We start from the raw sequence: 25,075 nt of genomic DNA, 5'->3' as shown, positions 1-25,075 counted from the left end.
TTCTCATACCGGGAGACTCATGTTCTTAATGACAAAGAAAGCCGGCTCAAAGACGAAACCGGCGCTTCCAGAAAATAATAATCCTTGCGGAGACTGCGACGCCTGCTGCTGGTACGTATCGGTGGAGATAGACAAGCCTGTCACAAAGACCGAGGTCGAGGACATCAAGTTTTACATCTACCATAAGGGCTGTAGTGTCTACATCGACGAGGAAAACGACTGGTACATACTGTTTGAGGCCAGGTGCGACAAACTGGGACCGGACGGAATGTGCACGATACATGAGGAACGCCCTCCCATCTGCAGGGCCTTTGCGCGTGAAGATTGTCACGAGCAGGACCTCCACGACTCACATAAAGTGGCCTTTCACACCGTAAAAGCTCTGATGAGATACATTAAGAAGGCCAGGCCGAAGTTTTATAAAAAGTATTACTCCTCAAAAAAAAGAAATAACAGGCCGAAAGCGAGACGCTAACCCCCACCCGCAGGGCGTGTGTCCCAAGCTTCATTTATGTACGTAATTTGCATCTTCCCGGCCCGCTTGCATCTACAACCATTCGTTTTGCCCAACCTCAACACGGCATGCTAGAATAAAGTTGTTGGGGCTTCCGCGTAACAGTCATGTCGGTAGAGAAGCTATGGGTAAAAAGTACTTAATGAGGGGTGCTGAGGCCATGGCCGAGGCGGCCATAAGGGCGGGCTGTCTATTTTATTTTGGTTATCCGATTACCCCCCAAAGCGAACTCGCGGAGTATCTGTCCAGAGAGCTTCCAAAGAGGGGCGGGGTGTGAGCTGCCGGGTGTTATAGTGAACGTATGCCGCGGCGGCCCCGGTCTGGGCAACATCGCGCCTTCCGAGGCGGACTATTTCCAGGCGGTAAAGGGAGGGGGCCACGGGGACTACCGCAACATAGTGCTGGCGCCGTCTTCCGTCCAAGAGTCGGCGGAGCCAGGCGCAGGCTGCCCTTATCTGTTTGAAATACGCGACAAAAGAAAATATAATCTGCGCAAGAGAAAGAGACGGTTCATTATTAAGGGCCTGGCCTGAGAACGTCTCCGGCATGTATCTGACCCTGAAACATATTCTGGAGATTTGAAATGAGATTGATGTCGTTATCCATTCTGGTTCTCATATCGGTTTTATTTATGGGTCCTGCGCCCGCGGCGATGGCCGAAAAGGTCTTTGACCCCGTGTGCAAGATTAAGATTGAGGAAGAGGACGACACCACCATCCAGGCGGAATACGACGGGAAGGTGTACAGCTTCTGTTCAGGAGAGTGTTTCGACCAGTTTAAGGCCTACCCCGACAACTATGCCTGCGCCTGCCCGCCGGAAAGCGAGGTCTGCGCCCATTGCGGCGGCAGTGAGGCAAGATGCAAATGCACGGTTGAAAGCTGCCGCTGCGGCTCGGAAGAATCCGGGGGACATAAACACCACTAGGGTTCTATGTTGCTGAAGCCCCTAAATACTGGCTGACTTCACCCGGTGGGAGTGGCACTCAACGTTAACCGCCACCGTCAGGCTGGCGATATGACAGGGAGATTGCTCCACGTGGACGGCCAGGGCGGTTACCCTGCCCCCGAGCCCCTGGGGGCCTATACCCAGGTCGTTTATCCTGTCAAGGAGTTCCTCCTCCAGCTCACGCATGATGGTATCTTCGTTGTGACTTCCAACCGGCCTTAAGAGTGACTTTTTCGCCAGAAGGGCGCACGTGTCAAATGTGCCGCCAAGACCAACGCCGATTATGTTTGGCGGACAGGCCCTTGCCGCTCCCTGCCTGACCACGTCTACCACGAAATCTATTACCCCCTGCCTTCCCGCAGCGGGCGTGAGTATTGCGATACGGCTCTGGTTCTCGCAGCCCCCGCCCTTGGCCATCACCGTCAGACTAAGTGCGTCGCCCGCCACCACCTCTGAATGTATCATACAGGGGGTGTTGTCGCCCGTATTCGTCCGCTGGAACGGGTCCTTTACCATAGACGCCCTCAGGTAACCGCCTTTATATCCTTCCGATACCCCCTTCTGTATAGACTCACCAAAATCCCCGCCCGCGAACCTCACGTCCTGTCCTATCCGCGCGAACACAACGGTGGCCCCCGTGTCCTGACATGCCGGTAAAATTCCCTGCCGGGAGATGCGCGCGTTCTCCAGTATCTGCGACAGGACGTCACGCCCCACCGGGGATTCCTCTCTCTTGAGGGCCTCTTCCAGGGCCGATATGAGGTCATCGTTCAGCTCATGGTTGGCTGAGACGCAGAGTCTTTTAATTGTTTCCGTAATGGTTCCTGTGTCTACGGTCCGCATAGCCCTTTATACCGGAAAAGTTCTGAAAAAGTTATTCCAATACCATGTTGTCTCAAAAATAAGACCCGGTAAGGAACGGGTTCGAACGCATCTCCTCGCCGATGGTGGTGGAAGGACCATGACCCGGATAGACCACCACGTCTTCCCCCAGGGGCAGGAGTTTACCGCGTATAGAGTTTACCAGTTCTTCGGCGGAGCATCCGGGAAAATCGGTGCGGCCCACAGAGCCGGCAAACAGGGTATCGCCCACGAACGCCTTGCCGTCAGTAAGGTAACAGACCCCGCCACTGGAGTGGCCGGGCGTGTGTGCCACCTTCAAATCTATACCGTCAAAGCTTATGGTGTCACCGTCGGCCACGTATCCGTCCACGTGCGGTTTCTCTACCTCCGGACAGCCGAAGTAACCGGCCTGGTCTTTGAGTATGTCCAGCAGTTCCACGTCGAGCTTGTGGATAAGGAAGCGCGCGGAAGGAAGTTCCTCCTTAAGTTTTTTTGTGGCACCCACATGGTCAAAATGGCCGTGAGTGGCCAGGATATACCGTATCTTGCCCAGAAGTTTATGCTCGGCGACCGCCCGGATAATTTCCTCCGGCTCGTCGCCGGGGTCTATAACAACCCCTTCCCCGCCCTCTCGCGAGCCGAGGACGTAACAATTTACCGCAAGCGGACCGACCTCAAGTGTTTCGAGTATCATCTCTATGGATTATGTTGAAAGTAAAATGGTGCACAGAAGGAGTTTAGACGGGAATTATACAGCACCACACAATACTTTCCAAGAAGGAACTGTGCCCCGTAAGCTACAAATCTTGTAGCTTATTCCACAAAATTTGTTGGACGGACAAGTTCCAGCCCCCCCACCGTAAAAAACGTATGTTTAATAACTATGTTGCAACACCTTTTATCCTATTACCTTAAAAGGTATACTGGTGGTATACGCCGTTGACTTCAGATGCATTATATGCTACAAGTGCCCCTGTGGTACGGATGTTGCTTACTATTAAAAATACGTGGGAAGATTCTAGCTGTGTACCTGAACGCAAAACACCCACGTAAAGACGTTAGCTGCAAAAATGCCGTTGGTTTGGGGGGCCGTATTCGTTTTGCAGTTTCAGATTAGAGGATAGGTCAAACCCGTAGCAGAGAGGTAGATAGCACAGGCCCTCAGCTGTCTCCGTCTTCTTGGGTGACTTATCCTCTTTTTTTGTCAAATATTATCGTAGGGACGGGCCCGTCCAAACAATGGCGGGTCTGTCACACCTCCAGCGAACGACCTACCCCTTTGTCATTCTGTGTGTAGCGTGGCAGCTTGCTGCCACGTTCAACGTTGGAGCAAGCTCCAACGCTACATCAAATCAACGACCTTTACGGTCGTTGACGCACCATCCCCTCACAATGTAGCGGTCGAGCTTGCTCGACGTTAAGCAGGGTAAACTCTGCCGCTACAAAAAATGCTTTGCCTTAAGCGGAAGGAGCCCTTACATCCTGTATACCCGTATGCGTTTACCCTCCCCCTTAAGGTGGGAGGGTAAGGGTGGGGGTGAATAGGCCGACAGGCATCAACGAATTAAAATTCGTTGTCTACCACAGTCTTTGGTAGACAACGACCTTTATGGTCGTTGAAGCAGAGCAAGCTCTGCCACTACAAAAATACCGCGTTATCTGACGCTAGAGGAAAGATGATGGTAAAGGCGTAGGTGTGTATACAGTTGTGTTGTTGCCTGATTTATGTAGCGTGGTCCGCCTCAGGCGGACTGCCACGTTAAAACGTTGGAGCAAGTCAAGCCGAAGGTAGACCTGCCCTCCAAACTAACTGGCGGGCTTTCAGCCTCTGGCACGGCTCCAACGCTACGTGGCACACGTCCCAAGAACGGCACAATTACACACTCCAGCGCCAATGCAAAAATGGAACTCTACAGAGAAAATAATGATGAATGTGAAATGTGGCAGGCATATAGTGATGTAGCTGCTCGATTTATCGGGCTATTCGCACTTGACCCTTAAGTGGGGGAAACTACTACATCAGGTAGACGGGATCAGGGGAGTACAGTAGCTGATGATGTCATGAATATCTCTTCCGCTACCTGCCGGCGAGCAATTACCTGGACATTCACAAGCTTTGTAACGGTGGTAGCGCTAGTGGTGTTCGTTACCTTTACGGCGTGGATACCATGGTTAGTACTGAACTCAAATCCGTTAGAGGGAGTATTGTCTGAAAGAGGTGTAACATTTTCAGTACCGTTAGTGGGATAATATACATCCACTGTAGTCCCTGCAGGATTTGGCACCTCGTTTATATAGACTGTAACCTGGAGGGTTCCGTTGACCTCCACTGCGCCACTGGCAGAGGCCACAAAGGGGAAGACTATGTTGTCGTCGGTGGTAGAGAAGTCCCTGTCAGGTCCGGCGCTTCGTATCTGCCCGGTCTTCACTACCCCAAAGTCATAGGCGGTCCCCCAGCCGTCCTCGAGGTCGCTGAACTGTTTGTCAAGATACGGCCCCCTCCAGCCATAGCCTACATTATTCGTGTAGAAGGCAAAGGCAGAGACACCTAAGGGTTTAGCAATCAAGTCATCGAGGCTGCCTGGTAGTGCGCCCACGTCTCCAACATACCCAAAAGTCCCTCTCTCCGGGTCGCCGAAGATGGCCTTATATATAGCCTTCACCTCCTGCCTTGTGGTCTGCTCCCGTTTCTGTCCCATTAACATGAGGCTCAGAGGGACTAAAGCCCCGGCAAAGACACCTACGATGGCTATTACGACAATTATTTCCACCAGGCTAAATCCCCTTTTAGCCCCACCATGTGTCATTCTGAGCCAAGCGAAGAATCTCATGTTTTTGACGAGATCCTTCGTTACCTCCGGCACCCTTGGACAATATCCTTTGGGCATTTTGCAGTAGTTTCTGTCTGTATCATCCGGCGTCATGGGCTTACTATCCCTGTTGTCCTCAAAAATATCTCCTCACTTACCTGGCGGCGGCCAACAACCGGAACGTTAACGGTCTTGGTAGTTGTTATAGGGTTGGTGTCCGAGGAGACATGGGTAACCTTTACGGCATGGATGCCTTGATGGGTGCTGAATTTGAAGCCGTCAGAGGGCGTACTGTCTGAAAGGGGTGTAACATCTTCAGTGCCGTTAGTGGCGAAGTATACCGTAACAGTGGTGCCTGACGGATTTGGTATGTCATTTACAAATGCAGTGACCAGGAGGGTGCCGTCGGTCTCCACGGCGCCGCTGGCGGCATCCACGAAGGGAAAGACTATGTTGTCGTCGGTGGTAGAGAAGTCTCCACCAGGCCCGGCGCTTCGTATCTGCCCGGTCTTCACTACCCCAAAGTCATAGGCGTTGCCCCAGCCGTCTTTAATGTCACTGTATACGGTATCAATATAAGGCCCTCTCCAACCGTAGCCTACGTCATTGGTGTGGTGGGCGAAGTCGGACACACCCCCGGGTTTTGTGAGAAGGTCGTCCAGGCTGCCCGGCAGAGCGCCTACGTCTCCAACGTATCCAAAACTCCCCTTCTCCGGGTTGCCGAATATGCCTTCAAATATGGTCTCTATCTCCTGCCTGGTGGCCTTCTCCCGCCTGGCATCCATGAACTGAAGGCCCAGGGGCACCAGGCTCCCTGCCAGTACAGCTACGATGGCCAGCACCACGACTATTTCAAGCAGGGTGAAGGCCGAACGGTTGCTGACTTTCAAATTAACACTTGTTTTTGATGTCCTTATACCAAACATGTCGATCGAGCCCCATTATAAAAAGCTACGGCACTATGTGCCCGCTTTGTGGATGGCGGAAGACCACATTGCTTTGAACCCCGCCTACAAGCTCCACCGTAAAGAGGTTTGTAGTGGTAGTGGGGCTACTCTCGTCGTTCGTATAGCTGAGCTCCACTGCGTGCAGGCCCTGATGGGTGGTAAAGATGAACCCAATATCATCAAAGACATTACCGCCCTGATCCCTGGCGCTCTTCTCAAAGGGCGTTACATCCTCTGCACCATTAGTAGCAAAGTATACCTTTATGATTGAGTTTCTTGGATTGGGTACACCGCCGCCCTGCAGGTTTGCGGCCACGCTTGTGTCGTCTATCAGCGCCGTAATGAGGAGCGTGGCGTTCTTTTCCACCTTTTCACTGCCGGGCAGAAAGGGGTATACGATATCGTCGGAGTTATCGAAGGTACCGTCGGGACCCGCGCTCTTTATCTGACCCTCTGGAAGGCTGTCCGCCGTGGAGTACTTAAAGTCGTTTCCCCAGCCGTCCTTCAGGGCCTCAAACTCCAGGTCCAGATAAGGCCCCCTCCAGCCGTAGCCAATGCTATTAGTATTGCTTGTAGAAAAAGTAGACAGGCTGACGGGTTTTGATACCAGGTCACTCAGCGCACTCGGAAAATCGCCTATATCCCCCAGAAAGCCGAAGTCCCCGAGTGCAGCATCACCCATTATCGCCCCATAGATAGTCTTCATCCGCTCTATGGTAGCTCTCTCCCTCTTCGCCTTAAGAGTCTGAATAACAAGCGGAACGGAGCCCCCCAACAGGATACCCATTATGGCTATCGTCACCACAATTTCAATCAGGGTAAAACCTCTTCGTTTCACCATTTTTCTTCCTCTTTTCATTTCACTGCCACCAAAGATTAATCAGGTATAAAAATTATAATAAGCTTAAGTACGCCACCCTGACAGTTGAACACACCCTGCTGGTTCTTTTTGCCTGCACCCTCACCGCTGCGCATAAGCTCCGTGGCGTGGGGGCCATGACTTATGGTACTGGCAGGCAAGACTTGAAAGGTATTGCCCTCGCCGTCGGTAAAGCTTATTTTGTCTTGAGACCCGTCAATGGTTGTAAGCGTCTGTTCACCGTTGGTCGCCGAATAAAGGTTGATATCCGCCCAACCAGGGATGTTGGGGAAATCGTCCGCTTTTCGAGGGCTGAAATATAATGCCCCGCTCTCCCACATATACTCTGAGCTTATGTCGTCATCGGTGCTGGCGGTCTGGTCAGGCCCGTTGCTCTTTATCTGGGCACGCCTCCAGTTTACCGTGGCGGTTCCGGCGTTGTTGTCATGGTCTACTGCAACCGTTCCTATGGTATAGGTATAATCGTTTCCCCAGGCGTCCTCGAGATAGGAATCCTGGTAGACCCCCGGGACGTAAATGCCGTTCCAGCCCATCTTAACGCTCATAAAATGCGTAGTACCGCTGTCATCGTTATGGAAGGCAGGCTGAGAGCCCTGTGTATTTAACTCTGACAGCGTGTTGGGCAGCCTTCCCATATCGCCTATATAGCCAAAGGTCTTGACGTTGGGATTCCCCTTTATCGCCTCCACAATGCGCTCTATCTCATCCTTGGTCTCCTGCTCCCTGTCTCTCCCGGCAGACAGGAAGAAGGAGCGGTTGGCTACGCCAAAAGATATCGCCAGGGCCGCAATTGTCAGTACCGTTATGATCAACACATAGCCTTCTTGAGATTTCATGAACTTGCCCCTGAGAGAAAATGTAGATAATTTTATTAAGGGTCCCGGGCTATATAAGCGTTTTTAACATCTTCTACAATGTCCTCTCATCTTAATTCAATACGCAATAACAAGTTATCTAAAACCTCTGCAAAACGCACAAAGCCGTTATTGCGAGGAACGAAGTGGTGACAATACGCAACATTACTTTTCTTTTTTGCATTTTTCAGAGGTCTCTATCTATAACTCTTTTATTTTAGACCAATTACGCTCGAATTTCAATTATTTCCCCGGCTGCACCCTGATGGCATACCGATACTACAAATTTTGTAGCAAGACTACATAATACGTAGAGTTACTGCGCATACAGGGTCAGGCGGCGTATAAGACACCCTCGCCGGGCACTTGGGTCGAGCCTCCCTGACGCCCATGTAAGTCCTGTTTAGACAAAGCCCTAAAACTGCCGCCAGGTATCGTGGCTCGTCTGCGCCCACCCCCTGGTGATACGCTCAAACCCTTTCAGGGCTTAACATGTATATCAAATTGCAATGCGGATGCCATAAGGTGAGACGGTATCTTGTCCTGGGGAGGGTGTAATCCTTTTGGCAGGTCTTCAGGCCACTCGGACAGGGACAGACCCTGTCCCTACGAAAGACTTCGTAGCCACTTGATTTATCGAGCCTATAAATACTTGCACGCTACATCTTTTATGTGGCAGGGGCACGGCATGCCGTGCCCCTACGGCCTACTCCAGATATCAACGACCATATCGTAGACTCGCCACTCCGTTGGGCGAGAAGGTCGTTGTCTACCGGAATGGTTTGGACATGCAGGGGCTTTTAAACATCATACACCGTTAGACAAACTTAAATTTGTTAGCGAGATTGTGAAGTAACACACCTGGACGGATAACGTGCCACTGCCCGCTCTGAGGGGCATTCCGCTTGACAGGGGTGTAGGTTGTTTGTATAAACGAAAAACCTGGCGGAGTATTTATAATAAGCGCCGGTACTTGTAAAGAAGGCGCCCGTAGCTCAATTGGACAGAGTAGTGGACTTCGAATCCAACGGTTGCAGGTTCGAGTCCTGCCGGGCGCGCCATTAACCGTGCAAGAGTTTTTTATTGCCCGTGGCGGGGTGGTTTTGGAAGCGTTTGTGCGCCCTTAGCTCAGCTCGGTAGAGCAACTGATTCTTAATCAGTGGGTCGGAGGTTCGAATCCTCCAGGGCGTACCATTCTTTACGTTAAAAGGGTTAGCTCTAACCACAGACGATACAAACGATTAAGATTAATCCCTTTATTATTAAACCCCACAAGAGATTTCCTGAAGTCTTAAAAATCTTGGTCAAAATGCGGTCAAATTTAAAAGTGTGGTCTAAGTTTAGTCAAAAAGAATATCTAAACATACAGAAGGCCCGGAGGTAATGGCACCGTATTGACTAACCCTGCCCTGTACAGCGAGGGTGGCGGAACTGGCAGACGCGCTAGATTTAGGATCTAGTGGGTAACTCCCATGGGGGTTCGAATCCCCCCTCTCGCACCATAAAATGTTTACGCGGAATTCTTACGGGTAACCGGCTAGTTTGCTATATAATGGCGTTTGATACGCCGTGGAATACAATGCGGGTGTAGCTCAGTGGTAGAGCATCACGTTGCCAACGTGAATGTCGTGGGTTCGAACCCCATCACCCGCTCCATAATATCTATAATTTTTTGAGGACTGATGTGGAGAATTCTAAGACGGAAGGTTTAAGCATAACAATTGAGGACGTCGGGCCCTGCAAGAAACGGCTGGACATAGAAGTCCCGAAGGAAGAGATAGACGGCCAGCTTAAAAAACGTTTTCGTGAAGTAGGTGCCACAGCAAAGGTCTCTGGATTCCGCAAGGGCAAGATCCCCCGAAGCATAATAGAGCGCCAGTTCGGTAAACAGATTGAAGAAGAGGTCAAGGAATCTCTCGTGAAGAACGCGTACCAGGAGGCGGTGAACCTGCACAAGCTTGACCCCGTCGGCTATCCCGAACTCGGAAAGGTAGAGTTTGACCCCAAAAAGGTGCTGAAATTTGACATTACACTGGAAGTCAAACCAGCCGTCGAAGCCGGCAATTATAAAGGACTGAAGCTCCTGAGAAGGTCCACCGTGGTAACCTCCGAAGAGATAGAATCGGCTCTGAAGAATATAAGCCTCAGCAAGATGCAGCTGGTGACGGAAGAAAAAGGTAACGTGGAGGGGAACGACCAGGTTATCTGTGACTACAAGGTACTGGTGGACGGCAAGGTTATACATCAGGATGAAGAGGTGGCGGTATGGGTTCCCGGCGGGGCGGTGGCTGACATCCCGGTACCGGAACTGTTTGTGGCCCTTAAAGGGGCGAAACCCGGGGAGAAGCGGGAGGCGGAGGCCAATCTTGGCTCTGGATTCCATCTCCCGGAATACCGGGACAAGGAGGCCACCCTCGAAATAGTCATAAGTGAAATAAAACGACCGCACACGCCGGAGATAAACGATGAACTGGCAAAACAGCTGGGCGCCCCGTCACTGGACGGGCTGCGAGCCGAGGTGCGGAAGAGGCTCGAAATGGATAAGAAGGGGTGGGTAGAGGAAGACCTTCAGGCCCAGATATACCAGAAACTCTCAGACATGGCGGACTTCGAGCTGCCTGCTGACCTGGTTGCGGCGCAGACAGACGAGAGGTTATACAGACACAAGATGGAGTTGCTGCAGAAGGGCTTACCCACCGAAGAGGTGGAAAAGGAAGGTGAAAGGCTGAAGAACGCTTCTTACGAGTCAGTGGTAAGGGACCTCAAACTGTCTCTAATCCTTGAAGACATCGCCGGCAAGGAGAAGATATATGTCACCGAGCAGGAGGTCGAAAAGAGGATTCAGAGAATGGCCGCCGCTTATCAGACTACCACGGCTAAGATGCGCCGCGAGCTTGAGAAACACGGGTCTCTATCCGCCCTTAGGCATCAGATGAGAGAGTCTAAGGTGTTGGAACTTATCAGGAAAGAGGCTGTTGTAGAAGATGAGAAAACAGAAGACGAGAAGATAGAGGACAAGAAAAAGACAGAAGGAAAGCAAAAGGCCGAAAGCAAAAATAGTATAAAAGAAAAACAAAAGACTGAAAAGAAACAAAAGGTAGGACAAAAGGAGTTTTAAATGAGCCCTAAAGATTTTGATGGTATTCAAAAAGTGCATGACTCTAAGTCACAGCTTTACGTGCCGTACGTGATAGAAAAGACCGGCTACGGGGAGAGACACTACGACATTTATTCCCGGCTGCTTAAAGACCGCATAATCTTCGTCGGAACCCCGATAGACGATGCCGTGTCTAATCTTGTTATTGCCCAGATGCTCTTTCTCCAGAACGAGAATAAGAGTCAGGACATAAACCTGTACATAAATTCACCCGGTGGTTCTATCACGGCCGGGCTGGCCATTTACGATACCATGCAGTTTGTGCAATGCGACGTGGCCAGCTACTGCATAGGCCAGGCGTTCAGCATGGCCGCTATCCTGCTTGCCGCCGGCACAAAGGGGAAGAGGTTCGCCCTGCCTCATACCAGGATCATGCTTCACCAACCCTGGGGCGGCATGAGTGGCACCGCGACCGATATCGGTATCCAGGCTGAAGAGATAATGCGTCTTAAGAAAAGTCTCAACGTCATACTGACCAGGCACACGGGCCAGCCCCTGGAACGGGTAGAATGCGATGTTGACAGGGATTTCTACATGTCATCCGAAGAGGCAATGAAGTACGGCCTTATAGACGAGGTGGTAGAGTCCCTCAAAGAGAAGGCCCTGGAAGGTACTGCGGCATAATTCAATAAGCGAGGGTACGCCGGTTGGGGTGGGGAGGCCGCACGGCGGGTCCTTTTTGCCGGTGAACACTTGTTTGGGTCATCAGCATTTTTTCAAAGATATTTTTTCCCGTATACCTTATAAGCGGACTCGTGCTTTTTTCATTCCTGCTATGGGTATTTCTGACTGGGCTCAGACTCATCGGCCTTGCCGGGCAAAATTAGCGGTCAGAACCGCCCGTCAAAAACACGTTGCCAAGCCTGAAAACGACGGCGCCGGTTATAAATCCATATACAAGACCGGATACGCAGCCCATAAACGCACCAAAGATTGTCGGATTATACCCGGTATGTACATAACCAAGCACTTCGACCAGACCGACTCCAAGGCCGGTAAAGGCCGCTATCAGACCCAGGAACAACAAAGACGTTCCCCATAGGATCCCAAGGGTCAGGCTGGCCGGGTTTACGTCAAACTGGGTCGGTGTGGTCGGGAGGACAATTATATCCAGTGTGTTATATTCGGCCATTATACCGCCACTCTTTGCCTCTATCTGTATGACAAGCTGCTGTATGCTCATTTTTTGTCTGCTCCTGTTATGAACTTGCGATCAAGGGCCTGTAATTTTTATCACATGTCGACACCAAATGTCAATTATTATGGCGCGGGGACATACTATTGTCGATGGGCTCTTTGTCCTACAGACTGCAATGTAGAGACCATTTACTAAGACGCAAACTTGTTATAGACAAATGCAATGAGTAGACCGGCAATCCCGCCGTCCACCAGCGCCCAGGCCCCGCCTATCAAACTGCCCGCAAGGGTGGGTTTGTATCCGATATATAAGAACCCGATAAAGTCCACCCATGGCGTTCCCCAATTCGCGTAGGCGGCACACAATCCCAGCATTATCACGGAGAAAGACCACACTATCCCAAAGGCAAGCCCCATAGCCCTAACGTCGAGCTTTGCGCTCATACCAGCCCTCCTTTCAAGAGTTTATTTCTCCAGGTACCACTCCCCGTCTTTCTGGGAACAATATATCTTGAAGACGCCGTCTTCGGTGCGCACGCGAAATGTCACCCGCCGGTGTCCCGCCCTCTCCTCAACGGCGGTCTCCATTATCTCCTCTATACGGTACTCTTTGTCCTGGAGGGTAAAACCGAACGGCTTTTCTCCCGCCTTGTGGCCGGCATACGCCTTCACTTTTATGTGTAAGTCTTTCATTCAGCTCCTTACTGCAAAAAGAAGTTGTAGTCGTTAAATAAGATGAAATGAACGCTCATTAAGCTGTCGTTCTCCTGGTTAGTCCTCCAGTGTGGAGAGGTCCCCTTCCGGAAGTCCCAGCTCGCGCGCCTTGAGAAGCCGGCGCATTATCTTTCCGCTCCGTGTCTTGGGGACGCTCTGGCAGAAGTCTATCTCCCTCGGGTAGGCGTGTGCCGAGAGCCGGTGTTTGATAAACTCCGTAATATCTTCCTTTAAATTGTCAGATGGACTGAAACCCTCGCGAAGTACAAGGAAGGCCTTGATTATCTGTCCCCTCTCAGGGTCTGGCTTCCCGATAACGCCCGCCTCCGCCACTGCTTTGTGCTCGACCAGCACGCTCTCCACCTCAAAGGGACCCACGCGGTGGCCCGCCGTCATTATCACGTCGTCCGCCCTGCCGATAAACCAGAAGTAGCCGTCCTTATCCATGTGCGCCGTGTCGCCCGTAGTGTACCATCCGGATATCTTAAAATATTCATTGTAACGTTTCTTATCCTGCCATATGGAGCGCATCATAGACGGCCAGCCGGGTTTGAGTGCCAGGATACCGGAACTCCCCGGGCGTAGCTCCTTGCCCTGCGCGTCAATGACGGCCGCCCTGGTCCCGGGGAACGGCTTCCCCATGGAGCCCGGACGCACCGGCATCGACGGGTAGTTGGTTATCATGATAGCGCCCGTCTCGGTCTGCCACCAGGTGTCGTGTATGCAGAGCCCGTAGACGTCCATCCCCCAGCGTATTACCTCCGGGTTCAGGGGCTCGCCCACGCTACAAATATATCTGAGGCTGCTGAGGTCGGATTTCTTTACCGGTTCATCGCCCGCCTTCATCAGCATCCTCAGCGCTGTCGGCGCGGTGTACCAGACCGTCACGCCGTAGTATTCCATAACGGAGTACCAGCGTTCGGCGTCATACCTGCCCTCAAAGACTACCTGCGAGACGCCGTTGAGCCACGGACCCCACAGCCCGTACACGGTGCCGGTTACCCAGCCCGGGTCTGCCGGGCACCAGTACACGTCCTCTTCGTGCAGGTCGAGCACCCACCGGGTGGTGATATAGTGTGAAAGCATGTCATTATGCACGTGCACCACACCCTTGGGCCTGCCGGTCGTGCCCGACGTGTAGAGCATGTAAAAAGGGTCTTCCGGCGACATCGGCTCTGCCTTCAGGTCATGCGAGGCCTTTTCTATCTCCTCTTCATAACGGAGTTCACCCTTCCGGAGTTTTCCGTCCTTTGTCATGCGCAATACCACTACCGTCTTCAATTCAGGGAACTCCTCCCAGACCTGGTGGACCCTTCCCCTGAGAGAGGAGTCCGTTATAAGCACCGTGGCGCCGCTGTCTTTAAGGCGGTCGCGGATGGCCTCAGGACCGAACGCGCTGAACATGGGGCCCGTCACCGCGCCTATCTTAGCGATGCCGATGATGCTGATATAGAGTTCCGGTATACGGGGCAGGAACACGAACACCCGGTCGCCCTTTTTGACACCGAGCGACTTCAGCATGTTGCCCACACGGTTTGACTCCCGCGCCAGCTCGGCGAAGGTGTATTTCTTGCGCTCTCCCCCCGCGCCCTCCCAGTAGAGGGCAGTCTTGTCCTTGCGCCGGCCAGCCGCGTGTGCGTCGATGGCGTTTGTGGCGATGTTTATCCCGCCTTTGATATCAAGGCCGAGTTCTTTTTCAATGTCTTCCCAGCGGAACTTCTCGCAGGCCTTCTTGTAATCCTTCAGGTTCGGCAGGATTTTTTGGTCTTTTTTGTGTATCTCTTTTTCCATGATATCACCCGGAAGGCTGAGACATTCTAGCCCCGGAGATTACCCGTGTCAAATGAATGGTGCCCTCAGGGGAGGCATAGTATCTCCTTGACTTATTTTTATTGCTCTGTTGTAATTATGTCTTAAAGTCCAGTGCCATGTGCCATTCTGCGTAGGGGGTTAATCCCGTGGAGTTTGCCTTTCCTGATACGACTACATTCCCGGCCTTACTCGTCCCCAGGGAACCTTCCCCTGAGAACTCGGTGGGCATTACCACTACCGTACCAATCGAGATAATCTTCGCCGCGGGGCGGGTGCCCGTTGACCTTAATAACATATTTATAACCGACGACGACCCCTCATGGCTCGTAGAGAAGGCCGAAAACGCCGGACTCCCCCGGAACAACTGCGCCTGGATAAAGGGTCTCTTCTCGGCCGTAAAGAGACTGAACACGAAAAAAATCATCGGCGTCATAGAGGGAGACTGCAGTAATACCCACGCCCTTATGGAGGTGCTGGGGGCGGAGGGTGTGGACGTAATACCCTTCAAGTATCCATATGGAAGGAACAGGATACTCCTGCGGGCACAACTCAAGGAACTTGCCCGCACGCTCGTTACAAACATGGAAAAGGCCGAGGCCGTAAAGCGAGAGCTTGACCGGGTGCGCGCCCTTGTCCATGAGATAGACCGCCTCACCCATGAGGACTCAAAGGTCACCGGCGAGGAGAACCATATCTGGAACGTCTCTACCAGCGACATGATGGGCAACGTGGGTCTCTTTGAGGAGAAGGCAAGGGCATTTATTGAAGAGGCAAGGGGTAGGCCGCCCATCCCCCACACGGTGAGACTGGGCTATATCGGTATCCCCCCGATATGCGGTGGAATATATGATTTTGTAGAGGGCCTTGACGTCCACGTGGTCTTTAACGAGATACAGCGTCAGTTCAGTATGCCGTATAAGACTGACGGTCTTGTGGAGCAATACGCGCGGTACACGTATCCATACGACGCGCAGGGCAGGCTTGAGGACATAGCCCGCGAGGTCGGGCGGCGCAATATTCACGGCATAATCCACTACGTACAGAGCTTTTGCTTCAGGAATATTTTTGACACTGTATTCAGGAAGGGCCTGGACGTGCCCATCCTGACGCTTGAGTGCGACCGTCCGGGCGGGGTTGACGGCCAGATGAAGACGCGCATTGAGGCATTTGTCGAGATGCTGCGGAAGAAAGGATAACGCAACGGTTGCCATAGTGTTTTCCATAATACAGGTAAAGATAAGTGGCAAAGGTTACACCATGTTCTTCTGCCATATACTTCTGGCGGGTTTGATTCTTTTTAGCTTCCCGGATGAGGCGAAGGCCAGGAGATGGTTGAACTATAGTAAACTTGTTCCCGACCTTCAGAAGCATTACGATTGCTTAAGGGAAGAAATCTACGAAGGTTACCTTATGGGGAGGAACCGGCGCCACATCAGGTTCTACGTAGCGGCATCGCTCCATGATTTGGCCGGGATCGAATGGCCTGCATGTGAGCATTACCGGCAAGGACAGGGTAAGGACTGCAATGGCCCCGTTAGAGCAAGGCTTGAACAGCTGGCGGAAGGGCTTGCTTCCGGAAAGAGGAATATTGAGGGAATTAAGAGCATCTTTGAATACGTAAGAAAAGGAATCAGGTATTCAACGGAAAAAGGCAACATCCCCAAGTTTCCCTACGAGACGTTGCAGTCGGGGAGGGGGGACTGTGAAGACCAGGCGATGCTTCTTGCCGTTATGCTCAAGCTCGCCGGTTTTGAATCGGGGCTGGTCAGGATTTATGACCCGGAGACAGACTTTCGCCACGTGTTTTGTATTGTCAGGGTTCAACCCGGGGAGGCCCCTGTCCGGCAGTGGAGCTTTGATGAGTATCCCGAATACGGTCACTGCTGGATGATACTGGACGCGGCCTACAGCCATCCGTTTAGCAGGCTGCCCAAATGGTTGGGCCGCTACAGAAGAGCGGACGGTAAGTACTCTATACCCGCCGGTGTGACTAAGGCCGTTGTCATTGATAAGGACGAGTATCAAAAGTTGTGCAGAGAGGCCGATTATGGAGTGAGGCCGGGTATTAGAGACCTTGAGGTTACAAAGCGATAATCAGTGGTTTCTTCGGGCTGAAAACGCCCGTGCTCACGGAGAAGGCCAGAGAAATAAAAAGAATGGCCTTGTAGGGGTAGCCGGGAGATACTATAAAGCGTGGCTGGCCGGGGGGTAATTCATTTTGGGGCTGTCTTTTTTGAGAGGGATATATGGGCCCGGATGGTTTTTTCAAGAAGTTTGTTTTCAGTTACGTAGTTTTCATGCTGATAACGATGGGGATTGTCGGGGCTGTGCTTATAAAGCGGTTTCACCTCTTCGGTTTCTGAGGTTTTGAGGCGAAAAAATGCTAAAGAGCTTTACGCTCACAATGTGGGTAGGCTTCGGCGGGTTTCTCGGCAGCATAATGCGCTACTGGGTCGGCTACGGCATGATTGAACTCCTTGGCATCAGATTCCCCTACGGCACACTGCTTGTAAACCTCCTCGGCTGTTACCTCATAGGTCTTCTGGCCACATTTGCCGAGCAAAGGTTATTCCTCACACCCACCCTGAGGCAGCAGTTCCTGTTTATAGGAATCCTGGGGGGTTTTACCACGTTCTCCACTTTCAGCTACGAGGCCCTTGAACTTTTTAAAGAACGGAGTTACTTTCTGGGCGCTCTCTATATAGCAGGCAACTATGTCTTTTGTCTGCTCTTTGTGTGGCTCGGTTACATAACGGTGTTGAAATTACAGTGAGATTACTGTCATGAAAAAGATAGAGGACGGGAGACGTCTCAGTATATTTATAGGGGAGGACCACCGCTACAAGGGTATGCCGCTGTATGAGGCCATAATCCAGAAGGCGATGGAGCAGGGTCTGGCCGGCGCGACCGTGCTTAAGGGGGTGGAGAGTTTCGGCAGCCATCACAAGGTCCATACCACCAGGATACTGAGGGCCGCTGAAGACCTTCCAATGGTAATTGAGATTATAGACAGCCGGGAGAAGATAGAAACCTTTCTCACGTGTCTCGACGAGATTATGGAAGAGGGCACGGTAACGGTGGTGTCGGATGTGAAGGTAATTAAATACTCGCCGTAGTAAGAGCTGTCGCCGGGGGTTTTGGGGGTTTTCATGCGTTTATGTAGTGGCAGAGCTTGCTCTGCAAACTTTTATAATAACGGTTGATAATGAACGGTCCGGATAAGCCATCACCGTCAGGTAACAGCCACGCCTGCAAGGTCTACAGACTGATAACGGAAAAATTTTCCGCCGGGACCTCGTCGCAGTCAGATTTATCTGTGTCCGAAAAAAATCCATCTGCTGCCGAGTACGCCGCCCTTGAAACCAACCCTGCCGCAAGACAGATGTTCCACCGGATAGGACTCGTGAAGACCCCGAAGGATTCACCCGCCGCAAGGGAACGCATCCGGAAGATAATTGGTGACGTCTCCACCGTCTCAGGTGATGGGGAACCCGTGGTAAAGGCGGTCTTTGCCGCCTATGCCGCCGGGCCACAGGCAGTGTGCTGTCTTGAAGCCCCGGTCTGCGGGGAGTGTGTCCTAACCGAACTCTGCAGATACTTCCGCAGGCGGCCCACAATAAAAGAACTCCCTCAGGCGGAAAGGCCCCGGGAACGGCTTATCACCGTGGGGGAGGAATCGCTCTCAGACGCCGAACTCTTGGGGATAATCATCAGGGACGGCACCCCCGAGGCAAGCGCCGTGGACCTGGCCAGGAAGATTTTGACTAAGCATGGCGATTTTCGGAAGTTAGCTACGAAGACCGTTGGTGAGCTTACCTTGATAAAGGGCATCGGCCCCGCGAAGGCCGCCCAGGTAAAGGCCGCTATGGCCATAGCCAGGCGTTTCGCCGCCACCCCTCTCACAAGCGGAGAACGAGTGAAGTCAAGCAAAGACGTCTTTGAACACATGCACGAACGGCTCAGGGACAGGCGGCAGGAAACCTTCCATCTCCTGCTTCTCGATAGTAAGGGTAAGATTATAAAGGACTTACAGGTATCCGCCGGGAGTCTTTCCTCAAGCGTGGTGCACCCGAGGGAGGTCTTCGCCCCCGCCATAAGGGAATCCGCCGCCTCCGTCATTTTCGTACATAACCACCCAAGCGGCGACCCCACACCCAGCCAGGATGACATCGATATCACCAGCCGCCTCAAAGAGGTCTCGGACGTGGTAGGCATCAAGGTGCTCGACCATGTTATAATCGGGGCGGGGAGTTACGTAAGTCTCAAGGACAAAGGGCTTATGTAGACCCTCTCCGGCCGCCAGCGCCATAGCAAATGCTAGGCCAATTGACGGTTTCTCCTTGACTAACGGCACTTTACGGGATATACTTCCATAGAGATTTCCAGTTCCAGATAATAATCGTATAGACTACGAGTGCGCCCATAGCTCAATTGGATAGAGTCACGGACTACGAATCCGGAGGTTGGAGGTTCGAGTCCTCCTGGGCGCGCCATAATTCGGATTGCTAATTTGGGTTTATTTTTGGTTTAAGGGTATTTTTTGGGGCGAAATGGACACCTCTATCTACCTGCCTGCGCGCCGCACAGCGGGGATGAGTTGCCGGGTTGCCATTAAATTTAAGAGGGGGGGATGGCTGATTGTTAGCTGATACCCACCAGTATTATATGCGTGAGGCCCTGACTCTGGCTGAAAGGGCCCTTGATGCCGATGAGGTGCCGGTAGGGGCGCTGATAGTGCATGATGGGCGGATAATAGCCAGGGCCCACAACCAGCGCGAGACGCTGCGCGACCCCACCGCACACGCCGAGATGATAGCCATCACCCAGGCCGCCGATGCGCTTGATAACTGGCGGCTTGAGGGTGCCACGCTTTATGTGACCAAGGAGCCGTGTATCATGTGCGCGGGCGCAATGGTGCAGGCCCGCGTTGATACGCTGGTTTTTGGCGCACTGGATGAGAAGGCAGGGGCGGCGGGTTCTGTGGTCAACCTGGTTGATGAACCGAGGTTTAACCACCGGGTGAAGGTAGTCTCCGGGGTGCTTGCGGAGGAGTCAGGCAGGCTGCTCAGAGAATTTTTCCAGGAGAGATGCCGGAGCGGCCGAACGGGGCGGTCTCGAAAACCGCTGTCCGCGTAAGCGGACCGGGGGTTCGAATCCCTCTCTCTCCGCCATAATAAGAATAAGGTATTAAATATAGGGAACGTAGGGGCACGGTATGCCGTACCCCTACGATGCATCCGACAAGAGATATCTTTTGTAGCGTGGGAGCTTGCTCCCACGTCAAAACGTGCCAGCAAGCCGGCACGCTACACAAAAAACTTTTTGTAGCGGTCGAGCTTGCTCGACAACATGCAGAGCAAGCTCTGCCACTACATAATAACGCACAGAGCAGAGTAAACTCTGCCGCTACATGCCGGGTGCATGAAATATAACGTTGTTTGTAGTTGCCCGATTTATCGGGCCGGATTGTTTCGCAGGGCTAAAGCCCTGCGGCACCCGGCAGGGATGTTTGTAGCTGCCCGATTTATCGGGCGGAATGTTAGCACGACAGGTTGTTGTGTTACAATTAAAACGGCTGCGGGAGAGGTGTCCGAGTGGCCGAAGGAGCACGCTTGGAAAGCGTGTAGGCGGGCAACTGCCTCGTGGGTTCGAATCCCACCCTCTCCGCCATGAGGGCTGTAGTTAAGAAGGGTATTATGCTGAGACATCAGTTGAGGTAAATAGGGTAAAATTTTTGGCCGTGCTAGACGGGGAGCTAGCGGTTCCTTGTGACCTGAAATCCGCTTATGCAGGGTCAATCGCCTTTTTGAGGTCATCCGGACTCCCGGTTGCATCTCTGTAAGCGGCGTTGAAGGTTGGGTCTCATGCAATAGGGCAGTGTGAACCTGGTCAGGGGCGGAAGCCAGCAGCCATAAACATCTGTACTTATGTGCCGTGAGGTTGCCTGGCCCGAGCTGGCTGCAGGCGTGTGCCGGGGGAAAGTGGATCGAGGAAAGGTGCACGGCCGTTATTAAAACGGGGAAGGTATGAGTTACACCGTATTCGCAAGAAAGTACAGGCCGCAGAGTTTTGACGAGGTGGTGGGGCAGGACCCCGTCGTCACCACCCTCAAGAACGCCCTGAAGCAGGGCCGTGTGGCTCATGCCTATCTGTTCACCGGGCCCAGGGGCGTCGGCAAGACCTCTCTGACCAGGATACTGGCAAAGGCCCTTAACTGCCAGAAGGGCCCGACGGATAAGCCCTGCAACAAGTGCGACATCTGCCGGTCAATCTCTGAGGGAAGTGATATGGACGTCCTGGAGATAGACGGCGCCTCTAACAGGGGCATCGACGAGGTAAGGACTATCCGCGGGAACGTCAAGTATCTGCCCAGCCGCTCCCGGTTCAAGATATACATAATCGACGAGGTCCACATGCTGACGCGCGAGGCATTTAACGCCTTGCTGAAGACACTTGAGGAACCGCCTTCCCACGTAAAATTCTTCTTTGCCACCACGGCCCCGGGCAAGCTCCCCGAGACGGTCCAGTCACGCTGCCAGCGTTTTGACCTGAAGAACGTCACCCCTTCCGACATAGTGAAACGCCTGAGTCAGATAGCAAAACAGGAGGAGATGGACATAGCGGAAGAGGCGCTTAAGGCCATCGCGCGGCACTCCAGAGGCGGGCTGAGGGACGCGCAGTCGCTGCTTGACCAGTTGGGGTCGTTCTCTGAGGGCGGGATAACCCTTGAGGACGTACAGGGCCTGCTCGGCACGGTGAGCGAAGAGAAGGTGGAGACCCTGGTGGATAGTTTAATGAATAAGGATGCCGCCGGCGCGCTGAAGGTGGTGCACGGGGTAATCAGCGAAGGCAGGGACACGGGCGTCTTTGTCGACCAGTTGGTCTGGTACCTGCGGGACCTGCTTGTGGTAGCCACCTGTGGCTTCAATGCCGAGCTGCTGGAAAATCCCTGGCGGGAGAAACAACTCCTGGAGAGACAGGCGAAGGATTTTGGGCCGGACACATTAATGTACATGATTCAGGTCCTTACCGAGATGAAGAGAAAGGCGGTTGACGACCTGCAGGAGAGGATATTTTTGGAGATGGCGATGGTGAGGCTGGCGGGGATAGAGGACCTTGAACCTCTTGATAGCATCCTCCACAGGCTTGAGGAGCTTGAGAAGAACGTCTCCCGGGGCGCGGCGTCTTCAGTGACACCTTCCACGGGTAAACATAAAGATACCGGCATTAAAACAGGTATGAAGCAGGCAGAGACGGCCCGTGCTGAAGTGGACCCTGCAAAGACTGGAAAAGCCACAGCGAAGTCGGTTTCTTCACAGGACGTCAACGAGGTGTGGGAGAGGGTTATGAACCACTTTCACAAGGCCAGACCTTTGTTGTGGTCGCGGCTGAAAAATGGACGGTTAAGCAGTCTTGGCAGTAAAGACGCGGTTATAGCCTTTCCAAAGGGACGCCCGTTTGTCAAGTCGTCAGTGGAGAAAGACACCGAGGGGTTAAAGCAGATAGAGGATTGTTTAAAGGACGTAACGGGCAAACGGTTGCGCCTCAGTGTGGTACTTTCCGACGACGTTCCGGTCGTAGCGGAAGCCAGCGGGCCTGCGGCGAATATGTCAGACGACGGACCCCACGCGGAATCACCGGAGAAGTCAAAGGTCGGGAAGGTTGTATCATTTTTTGAAGGAGAAATCCTTAAGTAAAAGGAGGAGTGTAGATGAAGGGTTTAGGCAACTTTGGCGACATAATGAAACAGGCCCAGAAGATGCAAAGAAAGATGGAGGAGATACAGAACGAGCTCAAGGATCGCGTGGTGGAGGCCAGTTCAGGCGGTGGCATGGTCACGGCCAAGATGAACGGAAGTCAGGAACTTCTGGCGGTAAAGATAGACCCCGAGGTGGTTGACCCGGAGGACGTGGATATGCTTGAGGACCTGGTGGTTGCCGCGGTAAACCAGGCGGCAAAGAAGTCCCGGGAATTGTGTGAACAGGAGATGGCAAAGCTTACCGGGGGATTGAACTTGCCCGGCCTCCCGGGGGGAATGCCCTTTGGCGCACCCTAGAAGGCATACGCGCGGGGCGGCTGGAGTTTGTATGGGAATCTTAGGGTAGAATTGTTTTATAGAATGGAACGGTATACTAAAGACAGGAACTGATAATCTTGAAGGGCTATCCACGACATATGGAGAAGTTAATAAAAGAGCTGGCGAAGATGCCCGGTATAGGGCGGAAGACTGCCGAGAGGCTGGCTTATTATATACTCAGGCTCCCCGCGCAGGAGGCCGGAGAGCTCTCCGGCGCCATAGAGGAGCTGAAACAGAATAGCAAATTCTGTCCCGGGTGCTTCGGCGTTACGGTAGACGGAATCTGTCAGGTATGCTCAGACCCGGGACGCGACAACACCGTGATATGCGTGGTGGAAGAACATAAAGACTTCTTCAGTATAGAGAGGACCGGACACTATAAAGGGGTCTATCACGTTCTGCTGGGGCATATCTCCCCCCTGGACAACGTCCACCCGGAAGACCTTACCATAGAAAAGCTCATAGACAGGGTCGGGAACGGCACGGTGAAGGAGGTTATACTGGCCACCAATTTTAACGTGGAGGGGGACACCACCGCCGCGTATATCCAGAAGAGACTGTCTGCGCTGGGCTGGAAGGATATGAAAATCACGCGTCCGGCCAGGGGTATTCCGCAGGGAAGCCACCTTGAGTACCTGTCTAACAGCGTGTTGGCGGATGCCATGGACGAAAGGAGGGCCTTTTAGCGGGTGACGTGTTATGAAGCTTGAGATGACACCGCGCGTGCAGCTTCAACTGAAGATGAAGCTGGCGCCGCAGATAATTCAATCGATAGAGATACTACAGCTCCCTCTACTGGCCCTGCTTGAGCATGTACAGACGGAGATGGAGGAAAACCCCGTACTCGAAGAGGAAACGGTCCTGGATGCGGAGGTTGAGGACAACCCTCCAGACGGCGAAGAGACGGAAGCGGCGGAAGAAGAACGTGTTGACGTGCTGCCGGAGGAGTGGCAGAGCTATTCCAGGCCGAGAAGCAGGTCTGCGAGACGGGACGAGAGGGACAAAAAGCAGGAGGCGCTGGAAAACACCTCGGCCAAACCCATCTCATTCCACGAGTATCTTTTTGGACAGCTCTCCCTTATGGATATGACAGGGTTCATGCGAGACCTCTGTGAACACATAATATGTAACATGGACGATAACGGATACCTCTCTACCCCTTTAGATGAGATTGTAAATGAACTTGAGCAGCCCGTCGCCGTTGAAGATGCCGGGAAGGCGCTGCGTATGGTGCAGTCGATGGAGCCTCTTGGTGTGGGGGCCAGAAACCTTGAGGAGTGCCTGCTGCTCCAGATGGACAAGAAATACGAGGAATATGAACTGGCCGAGGAGCTAATCCTCCATTATCTCAAGGACATAGAGATGAAGAGGTATCCTCAGGTGGCCAAGAAGACGGGCAGGAGTCTGGAAACCATAAAGAAGGTGGTAGAACATATCGGCAGTTTAAACCCAAAACCAGGTTCGGTTTTTTGTTGTGAACCGATTGCATACGTTGTGCCGGACGTTAAGGTCGAGTACGTAGACGGCCGGTATGAGGTCACCCTGAACGAGGACTACGCCCTCCCATACCTATCCATCAACAGTACCTACAGGACGTACCTCAACCAGCGCAACTCAGACAACAAGACCAAGGAGTACATAAAAAAGAAGATAGAATCGGCCAGATGGCTGATAGACGCCATAGAGCAGAGAAGGGCCACGCTGTATAAGGTCGCGACCAACCTTGTAGAGTTACAGCAAGATTTCTTTGAGGAGGGCGTCTCCAGCCTTAAACCGCTTAAGATGCAGGAACTTGCGGACCGTCTGGGCATACACGTCTCCACCGTGAGCCGTGCCCTGGCCAGGAAGTACATACAGACGCCCAGGGGCATATTCGAGATGAAGTACTTCTTTACGGGCGGTTTCAGCAGCGGCGACGGCGACACGGAGTCGTGGGAAGCCACAAGACAGAGGCTCAGGGAGATAATAGACAAAGAGGACAAGAAACACCCCCTGAGCGATGAAGAAATAGTCGCCGCGCTTAAGGCCAAGGGTGTCGACGTAGCACGGCGCACCGTGACCAAGTACAGAAAACTCATGAAGTTCCCCTCCTCCCGTCAGAGACGGCAGTACTAAAACTGGCGCCCCTTATTCCCCCTGCATACTTTTGTTAGACAGATTCTTGTCCCTGCAGCGGCAGAGTTTACTCTGCTTATACGCAATAATGTAGCGTGCCAGCTTGCTGGCACGTTTTGACGTGGGAGCAAGCTGGCACGCTACATTACTACCAACCTCGCCAGGGTGCCGCAGGGTTTCAGCCCTGCGAGGTAATCCGGCCCGATAAATCGGGCAGCTACAAATGGCCCGGCGAGAAATACCATTCAGTACGTAGCGGCAGGTCTTGC

General features: G+C 52.8%; 23 protein-coding genes, 7 tRNA genes, 1 other RNA gene and 2 pseudogenes. 23 read left to right on the top strand and 10 right to left on the bottom strand.

Annotated features, from left to right (window positions below; translation table 11 throughout):
- Positions 1-28 precede the first annotated feature (28 nt).
- The 3 genes and pseudogenes from NOU37_04190 (at position 29) to NOU37_04180 (ending at position 1,439) form a co-directional block, all read left to right on the top strand.
- Positions 29-475 (top strand): YkgJ family cysteine cluster protein, encoded by a 447-nt coding sequence (locus NOU37_04190; protein MCQ4574424.1) that lies wholly within the window; start codon positions 29-31, stop codon positions 473-475.
- 163 nt (positions 476-638) lie between these two features.
- Positions 639-939 (top strand): annotated as a pseudogene (locus NOU37_04185) (3-methyl-2-oxobutanoate dehydrogenase subunit beta).
- Between the two features lie 158 nt (positions 940-1,097).
- A complete protein-coding gene (locus tag NOU37_04180; GenBank protein ID MCQ4574423.1) occupies positions 1,098-1,439 on the top strand; it encodes a YHS domain-containing protein in 342 nt (113 codons plus the stop codon).
- Positions 1,440-1,460: 21 nt separating this feature from the next.
- On the opposite strand, the gene NOU37_04175 is transcribed toward NOU37_04180, so the two are convergent.
- From NOU37_04175 to NOU37_04150, 6 genes are all read right to left on the bottom strand, one after another.
- Positions 1,461-2,303 carry a fumarate hydratase gene (locus NOU37_04175; GenBank protein ID MCQ4574422.1) on the bottom strand — a complete coding sequence of 281 codons (843 nt, stop codon included), beginning with the start codon at positions 2,301-2,303 and terminating at the stop codon, positions 1,461-1,463.
- A gap of 52 nt (positions 2,304-2,355) precedes the next feature.
- Positions 2,356-2,997, bottom strand: coding sequence for an MBL fold metallo-hydrolase (locus NOU37_04170; protein MCQ4574421.1), 642 nt, complete (start codon positions 2,995-2,997; stop codon positions 2,356-2,358).
- Between the two features lie 1,339 nt (positions 2,998-4,336).
- Complete coding sequence (locus NOU37_04165) at positions 4,337-5,227, bottom strand: type II secretion system protein GspG (protein MCQ4574420.1); 891 nt, start codon at positions 5,225-5,227, stop codon at positions 4,337-4,339.
- Complete coding sequence (locus NOU37_04160; GenBank protein ID MCQ4574419.1) at positions 5,224-6,003, bottom strand: type II secretion system protein GspG; 780 nt, start codon at positions 6,001-6,003, stop codon at positions 5,224-5,226. The genes NOU37_04165 and NOU37_04160 overlap by 4 nt, the downstream gene beginning before the upstream one ends.
- 61 nt (positions 6,004-6,064) lie before the next feature.
- Positions 6,065-6,901: a prepilin-type N-terminal cleavage/methylation domain-containing protein gene (locus NOU37_04155; GenBank protein ID MCQ4574418.1), complete on the bottom strand. Its 837-nt coding sequence runs from the start codon at positions 6,899-6,901 to the stop codon at positions 6,065-6,067.
- A gap of 35 nt (positions 6,902-6,936) precedes the next feature.
- A complete protein-coding gene (locus tag NOU37_04150) occupies positions 6,937-7,776 on the bottom strand; it encodes a hypothetical protein (GenBank protein ID MCQ4574417.1) in 840 nt (279 codons plus the stop codon).
- A gap of 1,002 nt (positions 7,777-8,778) precedes the next feature.
- On the opposite strand from NOU37_04150, the gene NOU37_04145 reads away from it, so the two are divergent.
- From NOU37_04145 to NOU37_04120, 6 genes are all read left to right on the top strand, one after another.
- A tRNA-Arg gene (locus NOU37_04145) sits at positions 8,779-8,855 on the top strand.
- Positions 8,856-8,911: 56 nt separating this feature from the next.
- Positions 8,912-8,988 (top strand) — tRNA-Lys (locus NOU37_04140).
- Between the two features lie 222 nt (positions 8,989-9,210).
- Positions 9,211-9,296 (top strand) — tRNA-Leu (locus NOU37_04135).
- A 79-nt stretch (positions 9,297-9,375) separates the two neighbouring features.
- Positions 9,376-9,450 (top strand) — tRNA-Gly (locus NOU37_04130).
- Between the two features lie 28 nt (positions 9,451-9,478).
- Positions 9,479-10,912, top strand: coding sequence for a trigger factor (gene tig, locus NOU37_04125; protein MCQ4574416.1), 1,434 nt, complete (start codon positions 9,479-9,481; stop codon positions 10,910-10,912).
- On the top strand, positions 10,913-11,575 hold the full coding sequence (locus tag NOU37_04120; protein ID MCQ4574415.1) for an ATP-dependent Clp protease proteolytic subunit: 663 nt from the start codon (positions 10,913-10,915) through the stop codon (positions 11,573-11,575). It abuts the gene before it with no gap.
- Between the two features lie 199 nt (positions 11,576-11,774).
- Here NOU37_04120 and NOU37_04115 read toward each other — a convergent pair whose 3' ends face one another.
- The 4 genes from NOU37_04115 to acsA form a co-directional block, all read right to left on the bottom strand.
- Positions 11,775-12,134 (bottom strand): hypothetical protein, encoded by a 360-nt coding sequence (locus NOU37_04115; GenBank protein MCQ4574414.1) that lies wholly within the window; start codon positions 12,132-12,134, stop codon positions 11,775-11,777.
- A gap of 146 nt (positions 12,135-12,280) precedes the next feature.
- Positions 12,281-12,532, bottom strand: a complete 252-nt coding sequence (locus tag NOU37_04110; protein ID MCQ4574413.1) for a bacteriophage holin — start codon at positions 12,530-12,532, stop codon at positions 12,281-12,283.
- Between the two features lie 21 nt (positions 12,533-12,553).
- Positions 12,554-12,781, bottom strand: a complete 228-nt coding sequence (locus NOU37_04105; GenBank protein MCQ4574412.1) for a hypothetical protein — start codon at positions 12,779-12,781, stop codon at positions 12,554-12,556.
- Between the two features lie 78 nt (positions 12,782-12,859).
- A complete protein-coding gene (gene acsA, locus NOU37_04100; GenBank protein ID MCQ4574411.1) occupies positions 12,860-14,593 on the bottom strand; it encodes an acetate--CoA ligase in 1,734 nt (577 codons plus the stop codon).
- Between the two features lie 167 nt (positions 14,594-14,760).
- Here acsA and NOU37_04095 point away from each other — a divergent pair, with 167 nt between their 5' ends.
- The 14 genes and pseudogenes from NOU37_04095 to rpoN all read left to right on the top strand — a co-directional run bounded on the left by NOU37_04095 (position 14,761) and on the right by rpoN (position 24,806).
- Positions 14,761-15,810, top strand: coding sequence for a 2-hydroxyacyl-CoA dehydratase (locus NOU37_04095; GenBank protein MCQ4574410.1), 1,050 nt, complete (start codon positions 14,761-14,763; stop codon positions 15,808-15,810).
- A complete protein-coding gene (locus NOU37_04090) occupies positions 15,773-16,708 on the top strand; it encodes a transglutaminase-like domain-containing protein (GenBank protein ID MCQ4574409.1) in 936 nt (311 codons plus the stop codon). The genes NOU37_04095 and NOU37_04090 overlap by 38 nt, the downstream gene beginning before the upstream one ends.
- 286 nt (positions 16,709-16,994) lie before the next feature.
- Positions 16,995-17,387, top strand: a complete 393-nt coding sequence (gene crcB / locus NOU37_04085; protein ID MCQ4574408.1) for a fluoride efflux transporter CrcB — start codon at positions 16,995-16,997, stop codon at positions 17,385-17,387.
- Between the two features lie 10 nt (positions 17,388-17,397).
- Positions 17,398-17,730 (top strand): DUF190 domain-containing protein, encoded by a 333-nt coding sequence (locus tag NOU37_04080; protein ID MCQ4574407.1) that lies wholly within the window; start codon positions 17,398-17,400, stop codon positions 17,728-17,730.
- A gap of 89 nt (positions 17,731-17,819) precedes the next feature.
- The gene (gene radC / locus NOU37_04075) at positions 17,820-18,899 is read left to right on the top strand and encodes a DNA repair protein RadC (protein MCQ4574406.1); all 1,080 of its coding nucleotides are present in this window, start codon (positions 17,820-17,822) and stop codon (positions 18,897-18,899) included.
- 131 nt (positions 18,900-19,030) lie between these two features.
- Positions 19,031-19,107: transfer RNA gene (locus tag NOU37_04070), tRNA-Arg, on the top strand.
- A 145-nt stretch (positions 19,108-19,252) separates the two neighbouring features.
- Positions 19,253-19,702 (top strand): annotated as a pseudogene (gene tadA, locus NOU37_04065) (tRNA adenosine(34) deaminase TadA).
- Positions 19,696-19,785, top strand: a tRNA-Ser gene (locus tag NOU37_04060). Before tadA ends, NOU37_04060 begins: the two are co-directional and overlap by 7 nt.
- A gap of 409 nt (positions 19,786-20,194) precedes the next feature.
- Positions 20,195-20,284: transfer RNA gene (locus NOU37_04055), tRNA-Ser, on the top strand.
- A gap of 68 nt (positions 20,285-20,352) precedes the next feature.
- An RNA gene (gene ffs / locus NOU37_04050) (signal recognition particle sRNA large type) lies at positions 20,353-20,618 on the top strand.
- Positions 20,619-20,640: 22 nt separating this feature from the next.
- The gene (gene dnaX / locus NOU37_04045) at positions 20,641-22,311 is read left to right on the top strand and encodes a DNA polymerase III subunit gamma/tau (GenBank protein MCQ4574405.1); all 1,671 of its coding nucleotides are present in this window, start codon (positions 20,641-20,643) and stop codon (positions 22,309-22,311) included.
- 14 nt (positions 22,312-22,325) lie between these two features.
- Positions 22,326-22,670, top strand: coding sequence for a YbaB/EbfC family nucleoid-associated protein (locus NOU37_04040; protein ID MCQ4574404.1), 345 nt, complete (start codon positions 22,326-22,328; stop codon positions 22,668-22,670).
- A gap of 119 nt (positions 22,671-22,789) precedes the next feature.
- Positions 22,790-23,377 carry a recombination mediator RecR gene (gene recR, locus NOU37_04035; protein ID MCQ4574403.1) on the top strand — a complete coding sequence of 196 codons (588 nt, stop codon included), beginning with the start codon at positions 22,790-22,792 and terminating at the stop codon, positions 23,375-23,377.
- Between the two features lie 13 nt (positions 23,378-23,390).
- On the top strand, positions 23,391-24,806 hold the full coding sequence (gene rpoN / locus NOU37_04030; protein MCQ4574402.1) for an RNA polymerase factor sigma-54: 1,416 nt from the start codon (positions 23,391-23,393) through the stop codon (positions 24,804-24,806).
- Positions 24,807-25,075 lie beyond the last annotated feature (269 nt).

This window comes from Candidatus Bathyanammoxibius amoris, from assembly GCA_024451685.1.
Classification (GTDB): domain Bacteria; phylum Planctomycetota; class Brocadiia; order Brocadiales; family Bathyanammoxibiaceae; genus Bathyanammoxibius; species Bathyanammoxibius amoris.
Note: the sequence above shows the minus strand (reverse complement) of the source record. Positions and strands in the feature narration are given on the sequence as shown.